Here is a 19001-nt window from a genome sequence, read left to right as displayed (position 1 = left end):
GATGCAACCGCAAGGAAGACAGGCCGTTACCGTGCTGGGCGCCACGGGGTCCATCGGTACCAGTACCCTGGATGTGATCAGGCGTCATCCCGAACGTTACCGGGTCCATGCGCTCACCGCTCACCGTTCGCGTGAGGCGTTGTTTGAACAGTGCCGCCTATATACTCCCGAAATTGCGGTATTAGGAACCGAAACCGATGCTGCCTGGCTGCGCCAGCGTTTGGCGGATGCCGGACTGGCCACCCAGGTGCGTGCCGGAACTCAAGCCTTGATCGATGTTGCCCGAGACAATGACGCCGGCATCGTGATGGCGGCGATTGTCGGGGCTGCCGGCTTGCTGCCCACCCTGGCAGCAGTGGAGGCCGGCAAGCGTGTGCTGTTGGCCAACAAGGAAGCCCTGGTAATGAGTGGTGCCCTGTTCATGGAGGCCGTGGCGCGCTCCGGTGCCACGTTATTGCCGATTGATTCCGAACATAATGCCATCTACCAGTGTCTACCCATCGAACATCGAGGTGGATTGGCTCGGCATGGTGTCTCCCAGCTGTTGCTGACCGCTTCCGGTGGTCCGTTTCGTGGCTGGAGTGCCGAGCGAATTGCCCGAGTCACCCCCGAGCAGGCCTGCGCCCACCCTAACTGGACGATGGGCAGAAAGATTTCAGTGGACAGTGCCACCTTGATGAACAAAGGACTGGAGTTGATCGAAGCCTGTTGGCTGTTCGATGCGTCGCCCGAGCAAATTCAGGTCGTGGTACATCCACAAAGCGTGATTCATTCCATGGTGGCCTATCATGACGGCTCGGTCATCGCCCAGCTGGGCAACCCGGATATGCGCACCCCGATTGCCTATGGGTTGGCCTGGCCCGAGCGTATCGATGCCGGGGTAAAACCCTTGGATTTGTTCGCTGTGGCCCGGCTGGATTTTGATGTGCCGGATGAAGACACTTTTCCATGCCTGCGTCTCGCTCGTGAGGCGATGAAGGCCGGGGGTACCGCCCCGGCGATTCTCAATGCCGCCAACGAAATCGCGGTCGAGGCTTTTCTTGGGGGCCGGTTGAGTTTTCCCGGAATAGGCGAGCTGGTAGCCCGCGTCCTGGATCGCCAGGCGGTGACCTCGGCGAATACCTTGGAAGGCATTCTTGAGGCAAACCGGCAGGTACGCCACCTCACCCGGCAATTGCTTGACGTAAAAACGTGAAAGACCCGATGAAAAACATGTCTTTGAGGAGCCAAACGTGGGTCTGATTCAAAATATTCTTGCCGTCATCGTGGTGCTGGGTTTGTTGGTAACCTTCCATGAATATGGCCACTTCTGGGTGGCGCGGCGCTGCGGCGTCAAGGTCTTGCGCTTTTCCGTAGGCTTCGGTAAACCGCTGTGGTCACGCTATGACCGGCATGGTACCGAGTTCGTGGTAGCCGCCATTCCGCTGGGTGGCTACGTCAAGATGCTGGACGAGCGCGAAGCGCCGGTGCCTGAAAACCAGCTTGATCAGGCCTTTAACCGCAAGACCGTCTGGCAGCGAATCGCCATCGTCATCGCCGGTCCGTTAGCCAATTTCCTGCTGGCCATCGTGGCGTACTGGGCATTGTTCGTGGTGGGAACCACGACAGTGTCTCCAGTCATCGGGGCCGTGGCGCCGCAATCGCCTGCCGCTCAAGCCGGGTTGCAAAGCGGCTACGAAATAACCGCCGTACAAGGCGAGGAAGTACGCTCCTGGGAGGAGATCAACCTCAAGCTGGTGTCCGTTATCGGCGAAAGCGGCGAGCTTGTCCTCCAGGCCCGTCAGGATATCGATCAGAGTACGCGCGATTATCGGTTGCCGGTGGATGATTACCTGGTGCGCCAGGACCCGCCGCAGCCACTCTCGACCCTGGGTATCACACCCTGGCAGCCGGAGTTTCCGCCGGTGCTGGGTCAGGTGCTTGAAGGGGAAGCGGCCGCTGAAGCCGGCTTGCAGCCGGGCGATGAGATCCGTACGGTCAATGGCGAGGCGGTGAACGACTGGATGCAATTCGTCAATATCGTACGCGGTAACCCCGGTGAGTCGCTGGCATTAGAGATCGAACGTGACGGCCGACGCCAGAGCATGACGCTCACCCCGGGTCGCACTGCGCTGGAAACCGGAGTGGAAATCGGCTACATCGGCGCGGGCGTGGAGCCGGTTAGCTGGCCGGAGGAGTACCGGCGTGAAATACGCTATGGCCCGATCGAAGCGGTCGGCCAGGCTTTCTCGCGTACCGGTGAGATGACGTTGTTGACCCTGGGCGCTATCCGCAAGATGCTGGTGGGCCTGATTTCACCGTCCAATCTTTCCGGGCCGATTACCATCGCTCAGGTGGCCGGGGACTCGGCGCGTACGGGGGTGGAAGCTTTCGTCACCTTCTTGGCGTACCTTTCGATTAGCCTGGGGGTGTTGAATCTCTTGCCCATCCCGGTGCTGGATGGTGGCCACTTACTTTACTATTTCATTGAAGCGGTCCGCGGACGTCCCGTGTCCGAACAGGTGCAGGCGGTCGGGCTACGTATCGGCCTGGCCCTGGTGGGGAGCTTGATGCTGATGGCGCTTTACTTCGACCTGATGCGCCTGTGGTAGCCAGGCGAGCAATGATGACGCGCGCGAGCAGCTTCTGCCTTGTCAGCTGCCCGCACAAATGTATATGGTGCCTGTCTGGACAAGGTGGGCAGACCAACGCGAGCGAACTGACTGCATGAAAATAAAGACTTTTGGAATAGCGGCATTGGTGCTGGCTAGCGCTGGTAACGTACAGGCACAACCCTTTGATGTTTCAGACATACGTGTAGAGGGATTGCAGCGGGTTTCGGCTGCATCGGTGTTCAATGCCTTCCCGGTGAGTGCCCGCGACCGTGTCGACGAAGCTGAACTGGCCGAGGCGACGCGCAATCTTTTTGCCACCGGCTTGTTTGAAGACGTGACGCTTGCCCGCGAAGGCGATGTGTTGATCATCCAAGTGGTTGAGCGGCCCACCATTGCACGGCTCAATATCACCGGCAATAAGCAGCTTTCCGAAGACGACCTGCGTGAAGGCCTGAGAGAATCGGGCATGGCCGTCGGCCAGGTGCTGCAACTTTCCACCTTGGAAGAGATTCAGCGTGAGCTTGAAGGGCTCTATCAATCCCAAGGGCGCTATAGCGCAAGTATCGAAACCGAGGTTGAAGAGGTTGATGAAGGCCGAGTGCAGGTCAACATCAACATCAACGAAGGCGCAGTCGCCACGATTCGTCAGATCAACATCGTGGGCAACGAGGCTTTTGACGATCAGACCTTGCGTAATGTCTTCGAGCTCGAAGATCAGCCGGGTCTTCTGTTTGGCTGGTTCTCGAGTGACGAGTATTCGCGGGCTGCGCTTGCCGGCGACATCGAACGGCTGCGCTCCTATTATCTGGATCGTGGCTATGTCAATTTCGAGGTGACCTCGACTCAGGTCTCGATCAGTCCCGATAAATCGGACATCTTCATTACCGTCAACGTCGATGAGGGGAACCAGTACCGTGTCGGTGACATCCGCTTTGTCGGCGAGATGGAAATCAGCGAGCGCGAAGCCCGCGAACTGCTCGAAGTGCAAAGCGGCGAGATCTTCTCGCGTCGCGATGTCAATGCCTCCGCCGAAGCCTTGCGCACCCGGCTGGGCGCGGACGGCTTTGCCTTTGCCGAGGTGGAAGGCATCCCCGAACTTGCCGATGACGGCAAGACGGTCGATCTGGTGATGGCGGTGGAAGCCGGGCGGCGCGCTTATGTCAGGCGTATAGAATTCTCCGGCAACACCACCACCCAGGATGAGGTGTTGCGTCGTGAAATGATTCAGATGGAAGGCGCCCCGGCTTCCACCGAATCGATCACTCAGTCACGTCAACGTCTCGAACGTCTCGGGTTTTTCAGCCAGGTGGAAGTGGAAACCCGCCCCGTGCCCGGTGAGCCGGACATGCTGGACGTGGCTTACAATGTCGAAGAGCAGCCATCCGGCTCGGTCTCGGCGAGTGTCGGCTTTTCACAAAGCGCCGGGGTAATCTACGGCGCGGCGCTGGCCCAGAACAATTTCCTGGGCACCGGTAATCAGGTCAATGTCGGCGCTCAACGCAGTGATACCTTTACCAGCGTCAACTTCGGCTTCACCGACCCCTACTGGACCATCGACGGGATTTCGCGAGGCTATAATCTCTTCTACCGCGAAACCGATTACGCCGATTCGGATATCTCCACCTATTCCACCGATGCTTATGGTGCGGGTGTCAATTTCGGCTATCCGATCAGCGAGCTCTCACGGCTGAACTTCGGCGCCAGCGTGGAAGATCTTTCGATCAAGACCTATATCGACACGGCCTCGGAAATTCGCCGTTACGTGGAGGATCAGGGCTCCGATGCCCAAAGCCTCAAGCTCACCGCCAGCTGGACGCGCAATAATCTCAACCGCGGGATAATGCCCACGGCGGGTAGCTATCAGCGTCTCTCTCTGGAAACCGGCGTGCCGGGAAGCGATGCCGAGTACGTCAAGTTGCGTGCTCGTGCCCAGAAGCTTTACCCACTGGGGGATGACTGGTCACTGAAGTTCAGTGGCAATTTGGGCTATGCCGATACGCTGGGCAGCAACGACCCTTATCCCTTCTATGAAAACTTCTATTCCGGTGGTCTGGGGTCGGTACGCGGTTTTACCTCCAATACCCTGGGGCAACCGACCACACCGTCTCGGGAAGGCGGACGAGACCGTACCATGGGCGGTAACGTGGTAGTGGAGGGCAGCGCTGAAGTGCTGTTCCCCATGCCGTTCATTGAAGACCGACGTTCGATACAGACCTCGCTGTTCTTCGATGCCGGCAATACCTTCCTGACGTCTTGTTACGATGTTCTGGAAGAAGATGCCGCTCGGCAACGCTGCAGTTCCGGGGTGGACATGGGCGATCTACGTTACAGCGTGGGGGTGGGACTTTCATGGCTGACGCCGGTGGGTCCGTTGACCTTCAGTGTGGCACAGCCCCTGAACGACGAAAGTGACGACGACACCCAATTCTTCCAGTTCTCGCTGGGTCAGTCGTTTTGATCGAGCCTCGATACAAGGAGAAAGACCGATGCGTAAACTGATCGCAGCCATATGCTTGCTGGGCGCCATGATTGTACCGGCCCATGCTGCAGAAGTGGCCGTGCTGGACTGGCGAGCGGCGTTGATGAATACCCAGTCCGCTCAACAGTCGGTGAGCCAGCTGGAGAGTGAGATCGGTGCTCAGCAGCGTGAAGCACAGGCGCTGGGCAACGAACTGCAACAACTTCAGCAACGTCTGCAGAGCGAGGGCGAGGTCATGCCTCAGGCCGAACGTCAGGCATTGATCGAAGAACTGCAGCAAAAAGGCGGGCGTTTCGAACAGCTACGCCAAGAGGTCATGCAGGCCCAGCAACGCTCCGAACAACAGTTTCTGGAGAGTGCGGAAGCCCGGCTGGAGCAGGCCGTGGAGCAAGTCATCGAGCGCCACGCTATCGATGTGCTGGTGGAGCCCCAAGGTGTGCTGCATTCGGCCATCGACCTGCCCAACCTCACCGATGAAGTCACCCAGATATTCGATTCTCTGAATTGATGCGGGTCCATCCCGATCCTGTCCATCGTAAGGGGCGGCTTCCAAAGCGCCCCTCCAGCTTCCCAGGCTCCCATGACGCACGCTCTCGACCAACTGACCCTGGCTGATATCGCCCGACATCTCGACGCCACCCTGGTGGGTGATGGCGGGCAAGCCATTCGCGGCTTGGCAACCCTCAAGGATGCCGGGCCGGATGAAGTGGCCTTTGTGGCCAACCGCGCCTACCTCAAGGACTTGCCAAGTACGCGAGCAGCCGCTGTGCTGCTGCATCCCGAACATGGCAAGACCTGCCCGGTGCCCCGCCTGGAAATGGAAAACCCTTATCTAGGCTACGCCAAGCTCTCCCAGCTGTTCGACCCGGTTCCCGCCCGCGATCATCCAGGGGTTCATCCTTCCGCCATCGTGGCCGGTGATGTCACGCTGGGGGCTGAGGTATGTATCGGACCGCATGCCGTGGTCGAAGCCGGTGTGGTGCTGAAAGCCGGTGTGGTGATCGGTTCAGGCAGTGTGGTGGGAGCCGACACCACCCTCGGCGAGGGCACTCGCCTGCATCCCAACGTCACGGTGTGCCATGGCGTGGTCATCGGCAAGCGCGCGATTCTGCACAGCGGTTGCGTGATCGGCGGCGATGGCTTCGGCTTTGCCCACGATGGCGCCCGATGGCACAAGATCGCTCAGCTGGGCGGCGTGGTGCTGGGAGATGACGTGGAGGTCGGCAGCTGCTCGAGTATCGACCGGGGTGCGCTGGGCGACACCGTGATCGGTGACGATGTCAAGATCGACAGTCAGGTGCAGATTGCTCACAATGTGCGTATCGGTGAGCACAGTGCACTGGCGGGTTGCGTGGGCATTGCCGGTTCAACCCAGGTCGGCAGGCATTGCATGCTGGGCGGAGGTGTGGGGCTTTCCGGACATCTTACGATTTGCGATGGCGTTCAGGTCACCGGCATGAGCCTGGTGACCAATTCGATTCATGAGCCGGGCGTGTATTCGTCGGGAACCGGTTCCATGAATAACGCTCAATGGCGCAAGAACGCAGTGCGTTTCAAACAGCTGGATGACATCGCCAAGCGCTTGTTGCGGTTGGAAAAGCGTACTCACAATCCATAAGCGCCGCGTCGTTCGGCGGGCTTTGGTATTGAGACGATGGGAAGGCGCGCTATAATCCCCGCCATTTTTGCCGGCAGCCCTGCCGGCACTCGCCTGGCTCCTGGCCAGGCATTTTGTCATTTCAGAGGTTGTTACGATGGTTATGGACATCAACGAGATCCGCGAATACCTGCCTCACCGTTATCCGTTTTTGCTAGTGGATCGGGTAACGCAGCTTGTCGAAGGCGAAACCATCGTTGGTTACAAGAATGTGAGTATCAATGAGCCGTTTTTCAACGGCCATTTCCCGCACCATCCGATCATGCCCGGTGTGCTGGTGCTCGAAGCACTGGCGCAAGCGTGCGGTATCCTTGGCTTCAAGACCGTCAACAAGCGTCCTGCCGATGGCTATGTCTATTATCTGGTGGGAAGTGACAACGTGCGCTTCAAGCGTCCTGTCATGCCGGGAGATCAGTTGGTTCTCGAAGCTAACGTGATTCGCGGCAAGCGTGGCATCTGGAAGTTCGCCTGCCGTGCGACCGTCGATGGCGAGCTGGCCTGTGAAGCTGAAATCATCTGCGCCGAGAGGAAGGTGGCTTGATACATCCTACTGCTCTGGTCGACCCCAGCGCCCGGCTGGCCGATGACGTCGAAGTCGGGCCGTTCAGCGTGATCGGCCCGGATGTGACGATTGGCGCCGGTTCACATATCGGCCCCCATGTGGTGATCAAGGGGCCAACCACACTGGGTGAACGTACCCGTATTTTCCAGTTTGCCTCGGTAGGTGAAGACTGCCAGGACAAGAAGTATGCCGGGGAACCCACCCGCCTGGTCATGGGCGACGACAATATCATCCGCGAGTGTGCAACCCTGCATCGGGGCACCGTCCAGGATCGCGGCGAAACCACCATCGGTTCGCGAAATCTTTTCATGGCCTACGTACACGTCGGCCATGACTGCGTTATCGGCAGCGACTGCATTCTGGCCAATCAGGTGACCCTGGCCGGCCATGTCACGGTCGGCGATTTTGCGATTCTCGGCGGACTGGCAGCAGTGCATCAGTTCTGCCATTTCGGAACGCATGCCATGGCCGGTGGGGGTTCCATCATCACCAAGGACACCCCCGCCTATGTCATGATCAACGGCAACCCGGCAAAAGCCCATGGCTTGAACCTGGTGGGGCTCAAGCGGCGTGGTTTTTCCCGTGAGGCTATCCAGGCGCTGAGTGAGTCCTACAAGCTGATCTATCGCCAGGGGCTTACCGTGGAGCAGGGGTTGGCCGAAATCGACTCGCGCTTCAGCTTGGCCGAGACCAAGGCGTTCGCTGATTCGATCAAGGTCTCGACGCGCGGCATTATCCGCTGAGCAAGGCGCCTTTATGACGATCAAACGTGTCTACCTGATAGCAGGCGAACTTTCCGGCGATCTCTTGGGCGGTGGCTTGATGCGTGAACTCAAGGCGCGTCATCCCCACATTGAGTTTCGTGGTATCGGCGGCCCGCGCATGCTGGCCCAGGGCATCGACAGCCGCTTTGCGCTTGAAACGCTGTCGATCATGGGGCTGGTCGAAGTGCTCAAGCACCTTCCCGGCCTGATCAAGGTGCGGCGGGCGCTCAAGGCGGATGCCCTGGCCTGGCGGCCGGATGTCATGATCGGGATCGATGCGCCCGATTTTAACCTGGGGCTGGAACGACAACTGCGCGAGGCGGGTATTCCCACCGCTCATTATGTCAGCCCGACGGTATGGGCCTGGCGCCAGGGCAGGGTCAAGGGCATCGCCAGGTCCGTGGATGTGATGCTGACGTTACTGCCATTCGAAGCCGCTTTTTACCGCCGGCATCAAGTGCCGGTGGTCTTTGTCGGGCATCCTCTGGCCGATGAACTGCCGCTGGAAAATGACCGGTTTCAGGCGCGTGACGCCCTGGGGCTGGTTCAGAATCAGCCGGTTCTGGCATTGCTTCCCGGTTCGCGCGCCAATGAAATTCGCTTTCTGGGCGCGACCTTTCTGGAAGCCGCCGAGCAGCTCTGCCAGACCCGCCCAGGCTTGCAGGTGGTGATTCCCGCCGCAACGCCGGCTCGCTATCAAGAGCTTGAAGCGCTGCTGACGGAGTACCCGGCACTGAAGGCGGCGGTTCGCTTGCTCGATGGGCAGGCCCGCGAAGCCATGGTGGCCTCGGACGTCGTGTTGTTGACCTCGGGTACCGCCGCCCTGGAAGCCATGCTTTGCCATCGCCCCATGCTGGTGGCCTACAAGCTGGCGCCGGCGTCGTACTGGCTGCTCAGTCGTCTGGTCAAGAGTGAATGGATCTCCTTGCCCAATCTGATTGCCCGGGAAACCTTGGTGCCTGAGTTGATTCAAGAGCAAGCCACGAGCACGGCGATTAGCCAGCAAATGAATGAAATGCTTGATGATCCGGATGGCCGCGCCGCCCTGGAAACACGCTTTGCCGAACTGCATGCCGGCCTACAGCGCAATGCCAGTGCGCGGGCCGCCGAGGCGATTGACGCTCTGGTGGCCAGGCGCCCGCTTACGGAGGTGGCCGATGACTTCATCCAGTAAGCGTTTCGAGCCCTTGATAATCGACTATTCCGGGCGTTGGTTGGCCGGGGTGGATGAAGTCGGGCGTGGCCCGCTGGTGGGCGCGGTGGTGGCTGCAGCGGTGATACTCGACCCCGATGATCTCATCGACGGCCTGGCGGATTCCAAGGTGCTCGCCGCGCCCCGGCGTGAAGCCCTGGATCGACAGGTTCGTGCTCGCGCCCTGGCGTTTGCCGTCGCCGAAGCGTCGCCTGAAGAGGTGGATGCGCTGAATATTTACCACGCGACGCATTTGGCGATGCGGCGTGCCATCGATGCGTTGACGCCGGCGGCGGAGTATCTACTGGTGGATGGTAACAAGCTGCCCGGCCATACGCTTCCCGGCCAGGCAGTTATCAAGGGCGATTCGCGCCACATGGCGATTGCCGCCGCCTCGATTCTGGCCAAGGTGGCCCGTGACGCTCAAATGGTGGCACTGGATGCACGCCATCCCGAATACGGCTTCGCACGCCATAAGGGCTATCCAACGCCCGAGCACCTGGCGGCGCTACAAGCCCATGGCCCTTTACCCGAACATCGCCGCAGCTTTGCCCCGGTACAGCGGCAACTAGCGCTGCTCTAGCGCTGCTTTTCTTTTCCTGTTTTCTGCCGAGTTGCCCATGACGGTTCCTTTTGTTCATCTGCGTTTGCACAGTGAATACTCCTTGGTGGATGGCTTGCTCAGGCTCAAATCGCTGATCAAGACCACTGCCGAGCGCAGCATGCCGGCCCTGGCCCTTACCGACGAAGCCAACCTGTTCGGTCTGGTGAAGTTCTACAAGGGCGCCCAGGGAGCCGGACTCAAGCCGATCATCGGTTCGGATCTCTGGCTTGCCAACGCCCATGATCCCCTGCATCCCTATCGCCTGACGCTATTGGCGATGAACGAGACCGGCTACCGTAACCTCACCGAATTGATCTCCCAGGGCTGGATGGAAGGTCAACGGCACGGCAAGGCGATTCTCGACAGGCAATGGGTGCTGGCCAAAAGCGACGGCTTGATTGCGCTGTCCGGCGGCCGCGATGGCGAAATCGGCCGTCACCTGCTCTCGGATCACTACGCGGAAGCCGAAGCGCTGCTGGCGGAGTGGCAAGTGGCATTTCCCGAGCGCTTCTACCTTGAACTGGTACGTACCGGGCGCTCGATGGAAGAGGCCTGTGTGCATGAAAGCGTCAAGCTGGCGCTGGCCACCGGCACCCCGGTGGTGGCTACCAACGATGTGCGTTTTCTTGAGCGCGACGACTTCTGGGCTCACGAGACCCGGGTTTCCATCGGCGAAGGCCGGGCCTTGGACGACCCCCGGCGCGAACAGCGCTATACCGAAGAACAGTACCTCAAGAGCCCGGCGGAAATGGCTGAGCTGTTCGCCGATATTCCCGAGGCGCTCGAAAACAGCGTGATGATCGCCCAGCGCTGCAACGTCGATGTACGCCTGGGCGAGATATTCCTGCCGGAATTCGAGATTCCCGAGGGCCTGACCCAGGACGAGTTCTTTCGCAAGGTCTCCCACGACGGCCTGAACCAGCGACTGGATTTTCTGTTTCCCGCCGAGCGCTACCCCAGAGATAGCGAGGAATATGCCGAAATCGATGCCCGTTACCGCAAGCGGCTGGATTTCGAGCTGGATATAATCATCCAGATGGGGTTCCCTGGTTACTTCCTGATCGTGATGGACTTCATTCAGTGGGCCAAGGACAACGACGTGCCGGTCGGGCCGGGGCGTGGCTCCGGTGCCGGCTCGTTGGTGGCCTATGCCCAGAAGATCACCGATCTCGATCCTATCGGCTACGACCTGCTGTTCGAGCGCTTCCTGAACCCTGAACGTGTCTCCATGCCCGATTTCGATGTGGATTTCTGCATGGAAAAGCGCGACAAGGTCATCGAGTATGTCGCCGAGCGTTACGGGCGCGATGCCGTCTCGCAGATCGTCACCTTTGGCACCATGGCGGCCAAGGCGGTGGTGCGCGATGTGGCTCGGGCTCAGGGCAAGCCTTATCTGCTGGGTGACAAGCTCTCCAAGCTGATTCCGTTCGAAGTGGGCATGACCCTGGGCAAGGCCATCGAGGCTGAGCCGGCGCTCAAGGAATTTCTCGATGCCGACGAAGACGCCCATGAAATCTGGGAAATGGCCCAGAAGCTCGAAGGGGTGACCCGCGGTACCGGCAAGCACGCCGGCGGCGTGGTGATCGCCCCCACCAAGCTCACCGACTTCGCGCCGCTGCTGTGCGACGAGGACGGCGGCGGCTTGATGGTGCAGTTCGACAAGAACGATATCGAGGAAGCCGGGCTGGTCAAGTTCGACTTCCTGGGCCTGCGCACCCTGACGATCATCGATTGGGCGCTGGAAATGGTCGACAAGGTGCGTGCCGTTGAAGGCAGGGGTCCGCTGGATATCGACAGCATTCCGCTGGATGATTCGCCGACCTTCGAGATGCTCAAGCGCGCCGAGACCACGGCGGTGTTCCAGCTGGAATCCCGCGGCATGAAGGAACTGATCAAGCGCCTGCTGCCGGACTCGCTGGAAGACATGATCGCCCTTGTCGCCCTGTTTCGCCCCGGCCCCCTGCAATCCGGGATGGTGGACGATTTCATCAACCGTAAGCACGGCCGCGCGGAAGTGTCTTATCCACACCCGGATTACCAGCACGCCCTGTTGAAACCGGTGCTGGAACCGACCTACGGCATCATCCTGTATCAGGAACAGGTGATGCAGATCGCTCAGGTGATGGCCGGTTATTCCCTGGGGCAGGCCGATATGCTGCGCCGGGCCATGGGCAAGAAAAAACCCGAGGAGATGGCCAAGCAGCGCGCCGGTTTCATGGAAGGCTGCACTGACCATGGCATCGACAAGGAACTGGCGGGCAACATCTTCGACTTGGTGGAAAAATTCGCCGGTTACGGTTTCAACAAGTCGCACTCGGCGGCCTACGCCCTAGTGTCTTACCAGACCGCCTGGCTCAAGGCGCATTACCCCGGCCCGTTCATGGCGGCGGTGATGTCCACGGAAATGGACAACCTCGATAAAGTCGTGCCGTTGATCGAGGAATGCCGTCAGCTCAAGCTCACCGTGACGCCGCCGGATGTCAACGTGGGCGGTTACAAGTTCACCGTGGATAAAGACAAGCGCGTGGTTTACGGCCTGGGCGCCATTCGCGGGGTGGGTGAAGGGCCGATCGATGCCATCGTGAAAGCGCGCGAGACCGGGGGTGCCTTTACTGACCTGTTCGACTTCTGCCGCCGGATCGACCCCAAGCGTCTGACCAAGCGCACCCTGGAAGCGCTGATTCGCTCCGGCGCATTGGACAATCTCGGCCCCAACCGCGCAGTGCTGGCAGCGGCATTGGAAGATGCACTCAAGGCGGCGGCACAGAACCATAGCAACCAGAACCTGGGCATGGTCGACATGTTCGGTGAGGCCTTCGTGGAGCAGGACGACACGGACGTTTACGCCAATTACCTGAATGCCCGGGAATGGACGGACCGCGAGCGCCTTTCCGGGGAAAAAGTCACTCTGGGGCTGTACCTGACCGGTCACCCCATCGATGAATACGAGAAGGAGCTGGCGCGCTTCGTCTCGACCCGTATTTCCGATCTCAAGCCATCGCGTGAGTCCCAGCGGGTCGCCGGCTTGGTGGTGGGCATGCGCACCATGAAGTCCAAGCGTGGCGACACCATGGCGTTTCTTACCCTGGACGACCGCACCGGGCGAATTGAAGTGTCGCTGTTCGGCGAGCTTTTCGAGCAATTGCGCGGCTATATCGACGCTGATCAGGTATTGATCGTCGAAGGCGAGGTGTCGAGCGACGACTACTCCGGTGGCTTGCGCCTGCGCAGCAAGGACGTGACCCCGATGCTCGAAGCGCGTAAACGCTATGCCCAGGCCGTGGAAGTGGCGCTTGATGGCGGCAGGGTCAACGGACGCTTGGTGGACAGTTTGCGTGATTATCTGACCCCGCATTGCGATGCCCAGGGATTGCCGGTGCGGCTGAAATACCGTAACCATGAGGCCAGCGGTTGGCTGGAATTGGCCGAAGAGTGGAAGGTGGCGCCCAGCGATGACCTGCTGCTGATATTGCGTGAGCTCCAAGGCCAGACCGGGGTGCAGCTGCGCTATCGATGATCACTGCTGTGCCGCATATCGCTTCGGCTTATCGTTACGTCGGCAACCATGCCTGATTCGGCCTTTCCTTGCGTGGCAGGGTCAGGGTGCGATAATGCCGTCATTGAATGCTCGTTTCACAAGGTCTAGCCGATGAACCCCAATTATCTTGATTTTGAACAGCCCATTGCCGAGTTGCAGGCGAAGATCGAAGAGTTGCGCCTCGTCAACTCCGACAGCCAGATCAATCTTTCCGACGAAGTGGCGCGCCTGGAAGAAAAAAGCCGCAAGCTGACCGATTCCATTTTCAAGGATCTTAGCCCTTGGCAGGTTTCGCAGATATCGCGCCACCCCCAGCGTCCTTATACCCTCGATTATCTGGACCTTGTATTCACTGATTTCGATGAGCTGCATGGCGATCGTCACTTCGCCGACGATGCGGCGATCGTGGGCGGCGTTGCGCGTCTGGACGACAAGCCGGTTATGGTGATCGGCCATCAGAAAGGCCGGGACGTGAAAGAAAAAGTGCGCCGCAACTTCGGTATGCCGCGTCCCGAAGGCTACCGCAAGGCCTGCCGCCTGATGGAAATGGCGGAACGCTTCAAGATGCCGGTACTGACCTTTATCGACACCCCGGGCGCCTATCCGGGCATCGATGCCGAGGAACGCGGTCAGTCCGAGGCCATCGCTTACAACCTGGCGGTGATGTCGCGCCTCAAGACGCCGATCATTTCCACCGTGGTCGGTGAAGGTGGCTCCGGCGGCGCTCTGGCCATCGGAGTATGCGATGAGTTGCACATGCTGCAGTATTCGACCTATTCGGTGATCTCGCCGGAAGGCTGCGCCTCGATCCTGTGGAAAAGCGCCGAGAAGGCCTCGGATGCCGCACAGGCTATGGGGATTACCGCTGAACGCTTGAAAGAGCTGGGCTTTGTCGATGCCTTGATCAAGGAGCCCTTGGGCGGCGCCCATTGGCACCCGATAGATACCGCAGCAAGGGTCAAGGAAGCGCTGTTGGCAAGCCTCGGCCGGCTTGAAGCCCTGGACACCGATACATTGCTCAAACGCCGCTATGAGCGCTTGATGAGCTATGGGGCACCGGTCTGACGCTGGATGTCAGTCAATGCTTTGCTCGATGACGCCCTGGCCGACAGCGTGCCGGGGCGTGTCGTCTGGGTGGCGCTTTCCGGTGGCCTGGACTCCTCGCTGCTTTTGACCCTGGCGGCACGCGCTTGCCAGCGCCATGCACGGCCCTTGTATGCCCTCCACGTCAATCACGGCCTTCAGGCGGCGGCGGTTGATTTCGAGGTTCATTGTCGGCGCCTGTGTTCACGGCTGGGCGTGCCGCTTTACGTCGAGCATGTGCAGGTGGAAAGCGCCGGGCAAGGGGTCGAGAACGCCGCTCGCAAGGCCCGCTATCACGCTTTTGCAAGGCGTCTGAACGCCGGTGACACCTTGCTGCTGGCTCAGCACCAGACCGATCAGGCGGAAACCTTTCTGCTGGCCGCGCTACGCGGCAGTGGAGTGCGGGGGTTGGCGGCAATGCCCGCTGTCCGCCACTGGCGTGGCGCACGAGTGGTGCGCCCCTGGCTTGCCATCAGCCGGGGGCGGCTAAAGGCTGAAGCCGAGATCGAATCGCTTGCCTGGGTGGAAGACCCGACTAACCAAGACACGCGCCTGTCGCGCAATTTTCTGCGCCAGAAGATCCTGCCGCGCCTGGAGCGGCATTGGCCGCAGGCGGTGAGCAGTCTGGCTCAGGCGGCCGATCAGGCGAGTGAGGCGGATGCCTTGCTCGATGAACTGGCTGAAATGGATCTTCAGGCGGCAGGAGGCGAGCCATCACGCTTGTTACTGACCGGGTTGTCGACGCTTTCCGGGGCACGCCAGCGTCTGCTGATACGTTACGCCTGCCAGCAACTGGGGCTCGCCACGCCGCCACGCGCACGATTGGCCGCTTTGCTCGAACAGCTCAGGGCGCGCCATGACGCTCAGCCCCATGTCTCCTGGAAGGAAGGAGAAGCGCGGGTCTGGAAGGACAGGCTGTATCTGTCAGCAGTATTGCAAGCCTTGCCGACGGGATGGCAGGCCAGCTGGGATGGACGCTCCCGCCTGGTTACTCCCTTGGGGACACTGGCGTTAGTCACGCATGAGCTCCCCGAGCCTTCGCTTTGTGAAGCGGCGTTTGAGGTCAGGCTACGTCGCGGAGGAGAGGTGCTGACGATGCCCGGACGTGGTCGGCGCGACCTCAAGCGCTTGCTTCAGGAAGCCGAGATTCCGCCCTGGGAGCGTGAGCGCCTGTTGATAGTGATGTTCCGGGGGGTGTGCATCGCGGTGCTGCGCACGCCGGGCGAGGTCATCGCCCAGGCGGCGGGCTGGGGCTTCAGGCCTGCTTGAGCGACAGCGCAAAACCTGCGGCTTCCAGATAGCTCTGTTCCTGCTCCAGGTCGGTGAGCAGCAGAGTGGGCTCCTCGGTTTCCGGCATGGCGAGATGCATGGCGTCACCCTTGAGCGTAACCGCCGGTGGCGTGGAGGGTTGTTCCGGGCGAGAGTGGTTGAGTAGCACCGCCAGGCGCAGCAGGCGAGCCAGCCTTGCGTAGCTGGGTTGCAGCGATTTGGGCAATGCCTGCCACTCCTTGAGCGGAAACTTGCGCCGGTGAGCGCGCACCAGAAATGCCAGCAGCTGCTGTTCCGGGCGGGAAAAGCCCGCCAGGTCCGAATGCTCGAGTAAATAGGCCCCATGGCGATGAAACTGGCTATGCGAGATCGCCAGGCCGATTTCATGTACCTGGCAGGCCCAGGCCAGGTAACGTCCCTGGTGTTCATTTAGCTGCCAGGTTTCCTGAACTGCTTCAAACAATAAGTGTGCCGTTGTCGTGACGTTATCCGCCTGGCGACTATCCACGCCATAGCAGCGTTTCAGGGTCTCGAGGGTTTTAAGCCGTGAATCTTCCGCATTGCGGCGCCCGGCCATGTCGTACAGCACGCCTTCTCGCAAGGCACCATCGGAAAAACGCATTTGCTTGAGTGAAAAGGCTTCGAAGATGGCGCATAAAATCGCCACCCCAGCGGGAAACACCCGGGCGCGGTCGGGCTTGAGTCCCTCAAGAGCGACCTTGTCCAGGTGCTTGTGCTTGAGTAGCCGCTCACGCAGCTTGTGCAAGCCTTCGCGGGTGATCAGGCCCTCTTGCTGGGTGTCTCCATAGGCGTTCAATACGCTGGCGACGGCCTTGATGGTGCCGCTGGAGCCGACCGGGTCCTCCCAGCCCAGACGCTGATAAGGGCGCTGGATGTTGGCGAGTTCGGAAAGGGCGGCGAGTTCGGCACGCCGCAAGCGTTTTTCATTGAGTTCGCCTTCAGGGAAGAAGCGTCGTGAGAAGGTCACACAGCCCATGCGCAAGCTTTCCAGCGCCTTGGGCTCGAACTGCTCGCCGATGATGAATTCAGTGGAGCCACCGCCGATATCCACGATCAAACGGCGGCCGTTTTCCGCCAGGGCATGGGCGGCGCCGAGATAGATCAGGCGTGCCTCTTCGCGACCGGCGATGATCTCGATCGAGTGGCCCAGCTGGGCTTCGGCGCGCTCGATGAATGCCTGGCTGTTAGTGGCATCACGCAGGGCGTTAGTGCCTACGATACGCAAGTTGGCCGGGGGAATGTCTTCCAGAAAGGGCGCGAAGCGGCCCAGGCAGTCAAGGGCGCGCTGGATGGCGTCCTCCCCGAGAAAGCCTTGATCATCCAATCCGGCGGCGAGTTGCACTTTTTCACCTTCACGGGCGACAACCTGTAGCCGCTCATGTTGATAGTTGGCGACCAGCAAGTGAAAACTGTTGGAGCCTAGGTCGATGGCGGCCAAGCGGCTCGGGGCGTCCGATGTACTCTCGGCGGAAAAAGAGCTTTCGGTGGAAAGCGGGGTGTCCTGGAGCATGGGCTATCCTTGGTTGGCTGTGGCAAGGTTGCGGGCGAGTTTGGGTGTTGTCAATTCCTCTTGATACTGAGACTTGCGTTTCCTGCAAGGCTTGACTAACATCGGGTCACTGGCCTGGTCCGATGAGCTCTCGGTTTTTACCTGCGGTTCATACTCGCGGTTCTTACTTGAGTCATACCGATCTTCGATTTCACATGGCAGCCAGATTCCCAAGTCGTCAGATAGCCCGCTGATCCAGCCATTATCCCAGTGCTGATCAGTCAACATGTGCTCGCACTCTCGATTGAGCCTAGGAAAATATATGGTTTGGTCAACGTCCCTTTCATAACGAGCACCTGTCTTTTTCGGGTCTGAACGCATCACGCGGCGTTTTCTCCTCGCCTCCCGTCTATTCCGGCGCCTTGCGCCCAGCTTCCATGAGCAACTTTCAACACACCGATGAATCTCACAGAACTCAAGCAAAAACCCGTTCCCGAGCTGTTGGATATCGCTCGCGAGATGGGTATCGACAATCTGGCCCGTTCGCGTAAACAGGACATCATCTTCGCCATCCTCAAGAAACATGCCAAAAGTGGCGAGGATATCTATGGCGACGGTGTGCTGGAAATCCTTCAGGATGGCTTCGGCTTCCTGCGCAGTGCGGATAGCTCATATCTGGCCGGCCCGGATGACATCTATGTCTCCCCGTCGCAAATTCGCCGCTTCAACCTACGCAAGGGCGATTGTATTTCCGGCAAGATCCGACCGCCGAAAGAGGGTGAGCGCTATTTCGCTCTGCTCAAGGTCAGTCAGATCAACTTTGACCGCCCGGAAAACGCCAAGCACAAGATCCTGTTCGAGAACCTGACGCCACTGTTCCCCGATGAACGTATGGTGATGGAAATCGGCAATGGTTCCACCGAGGATCTGACCGCACGCATCATCGATCTCACCGCGCCGATTGGCAAAGGCCAGCGCGGCCTGCTGGTGTCGCCGCCCAAGGCGGGCAAGACCCTGATGCTGCAGAACATCGCCACCTCGATCACCCGTAACAGCCCGGAATGTCATCTGATCGTGCTGTTGATCGATGAGCGCCCGGAAGAAGTCACCGAGATGTCGCGTACCGTGCGTGGGGAAGTGGTGGCCTCAACCTTCGATGAACCGCCGGCGCGTCACGTTCAGGTCGCTGAAATGGTGATCGAGAAGGCCAAACGTCTGGTCGAGCACAAGAAAGACGTGGTGATCCTGCTGGACTCCATCACTCGTCTGGCGCGTGCCTACAACACCGTGGTGCCCAGCTCCGGCAAGGTGCTTACCGGCGGTGTCGATGCCCATGCCCTGGAAAAGCCCAAGCGCTTCTTCGGTGCGGCACGTAACATCGAAGAAGGCGGCAGCCTGACAATCATCGCCACGGCGCTGGTGGATACCGGTTCGAAGATGGATGAAGTGATCTTCGAGGAATTCAAGGGCACCGGCAACATGGAGGCGCACCTTGATCGCAAGCTGGCGGAAAGACGTGTGTTCCCGGCAATGAACATTCGCCGCAGCGGTACTCGTCGCGAAGACCTTCTGGCCTCGGAAGACGAGATGCAGCGTATGTGGATTCTGCGCAAGCTGCTCAATCCGATGGATGACACGGCGGCTACCGAATTCCTGATTGACCGCTTGAAGGATACCAAGACCAACCTGGAATTCTTCGAAGCCATGAAGCGTCGCTGATCGCGTCAGCTGTGACCCAGAGAGGCCTGC

The 19001-nt window shown here is 59.8% G+C and carries 15 protein-coding genes; 13 read left to right on the top strand and 2 right to left on the bottom strand.

Annotated features, from left to right (window positions below; translation table 11 throughout):
* The first annotated feature begins 1 nt into the window (after position 1).
* From ispC to tilS, 12 genes are all read left to right on the top strand, one after another.
* Positions 2-1195, top strand: a complete 1194-nt coding sequence (gene ispC / locus DU506_RS05635; RefSeq protein ID WP_415843575.1) for a 1-deoxy-D-xylulose-5-phosphate reductoisomerase — start codon at positions 2-4, stop codon at positions 1193-1195.
* A gap of 37 nt (positions 1196-1232) precedes the next feature.
* Positions 1233-2591, top strand: a complete 1359-nt coding sequence (gene rseP, locus DU506_RS05630; RefSeq protein WP_114485963.1) for a sigma E protease regulator RseP — start codon at positions 1233-1235, stop codon at positions 2589-2591.
* A 115-nt stretch (positions 2592-2706) separates the two neighbouring features.
* Positions 2707-5052 carry an outer membrane protein assembly factor BamA gene (gene bamA, locus DU506_RS05625; RefSeq protein WP_422822312.1) on the top strand — a complete coding sequence of 782 codons (2346 nt, stop codon included), beginning with the start codon at positions 2707-2709 and terminating at the stop codon, positions 5050-5052.
* Positions 5053-5080: 28 nt separating this feature from the next.
* Entirely contained in the window at positions 5081-5581 is a 501-nt protein-coding gene (locus tag DU506_RS05620) for an OmpH/Skp family outer membrane protein (protein WP_114485962.1), read from the top strand.
* Between the two features lie 72 nt (positions 5582-5653).
* A complete protein-coding gene (gene lpxD / locus DU506_RS05615; protein ID WP_114485961.1) occupies positions 5654-6691 on the top strand; it encodes a UDP-3-O-(3-hydroxymyristoyl)glucosamine N-acyltransferase in 1038 nt (345 codons plus the stop codon).
* A gap of 136 nt (positions 6692-6827) precedes the next feature.
* Positions 6828-7271, top strand: a complete 444-nt coding sequence (gene fabZ / locus DU506_RS05610) for a 3-hydroxyacyl-ACP dehydratase FabZ (protein WP_114485960.1) — start codon at positions 6828-6830, stop codon at positions 7269-7271.
* A complete protein-coding gene (gene lpxA / locus DU506_RS05605; protein ID WP_114485959.1) occupies positions 7268-8035 on the top strand; it encodes an acyl-ACP--UDP-N-acetylglucosamine O-acyltransferase in 768 nt (255 codons plus the stop codon). The genes fabZ and lpxA overlap by 4 nt, the downstream gene beginning before the upstream one ends.
* Before the next feature lie 13 nt (positions 8036-8048).
* A complete protein-coding gene (lpxB, locus tag DU506_RS05600) occupies positions 8049-9230 on the top strand; it encodes a lipid-A-disaccharide synthase (protein ID WP_114485958.1) in 1182 nt (393 codons plus the stop codon).
* Positions 9214-9831: a ribonuclease HII gene (rnhB, locus tag DU506_RS05595; RefSeq protein WP_114485957.1), complete on the top strand. Its 618-nt coding sequence runs from the start codon at positions 9214-9216 to the stop codon at positions 9829-9831. The genes lpxB and rnhB overlap by 17 nt, the downstream gene beginning before the upstream one ends.
* 37 nt (positions 9832-9868) lie before the next feature.
* Positions 9869-13369, top strand: coding sequence for a DNA polymerase III subunit alpha (gene dnaE, locus DU506_RS05590; protein ID WP_114485956.1), 3501 nt, complete (start codon positions 9869-9871; stop codon positions 13367-13369).
* 132 nt (positions 13370-13501) lie between these two features.
* Positions 13502-14455: an acetyl-CoA carboxylase carboxyl transferase subunit alpha gene (gene accA / locus DU506_RS05585; RefSeq protein ID WP_114485955.1), complete on the top strand. Its 954-nt coding sequence runs from the start codon at positions 13502-13504 to the stop codon at positions 14453-14455.
* Positions 14456-14461: 6 nt separating this feature from the next.
* On the top strand, positions 14462-15742 hold the full coding sequence (tilS, locus tag DU506_RS05580) for a tRNA lysidine(34) synthetase TilS (protein ID WP_114485954.1): 1281 nt from the start codon (positions 14462-14464) through the stop codon (positions 15740-15742).
* Here tilS and ppx read toward each other — a convergent pair.
* Both ppx and DU506_RS05570 read right to left on the bottom strand, forming a co-directional pair.
* Complete coding sequence (gene ppx, locus DU506_RS05575; protein WP_114485953.1) at positions 15729-17273, bottom strand: exopolyphosphatase; 1545 nt, start codon at positions 17271-17273, stop codon at positions 15729-15731. The two genes, tilS and ppx, sit on opposite strands and share 14 nt — an antisense overlap.
* A gap of 3 nt (positions 17274-17276) precedes the next feature.
* Positions 17277-17540 carry a hypothetical protein gene (locus DU506_RS05570; protein WP_147273737.1) on the bottom strand — a complete coding sequence of 88 codons (264 nt, stop codon included), beginning with the start codon at positions 17538-17540 and terminating at the stop codon, positions 17277-17279.
* 171 nt (positions 17541-17711) lie between these two features.
* Here DU506_RS05570 and rho point away from each other — a divergent pair, with 171 nt between their 5' ends.
* A complete protein-coding gene (gene rho / locus DU506_RS05565) occupies positions 17712-18971 on the top strand; it encodes a transcription termination factor Rho (protein ID WP_114485951.1) in 1260 nt (419 codons plus the stop codon).
* Positions 18972-19001: the final 30 nt, after the last annotated feature.

Origin of the sequence: Vreelandella rituensis, assembly GCF_003336665.1 — a bacterium.
Classification (GTDB): Bacteria; Pseudomonadota; Gammaproteobacteria; order Pseudomonadales; family Halomonadaceae; genus Vreelandella; species Vreelandella rituensis.
The sequence above is the reverse complement of the archived record's forward strand: the minus strand, read 5'-3'. Positions and strand labels throughout refer to the sequence as shown.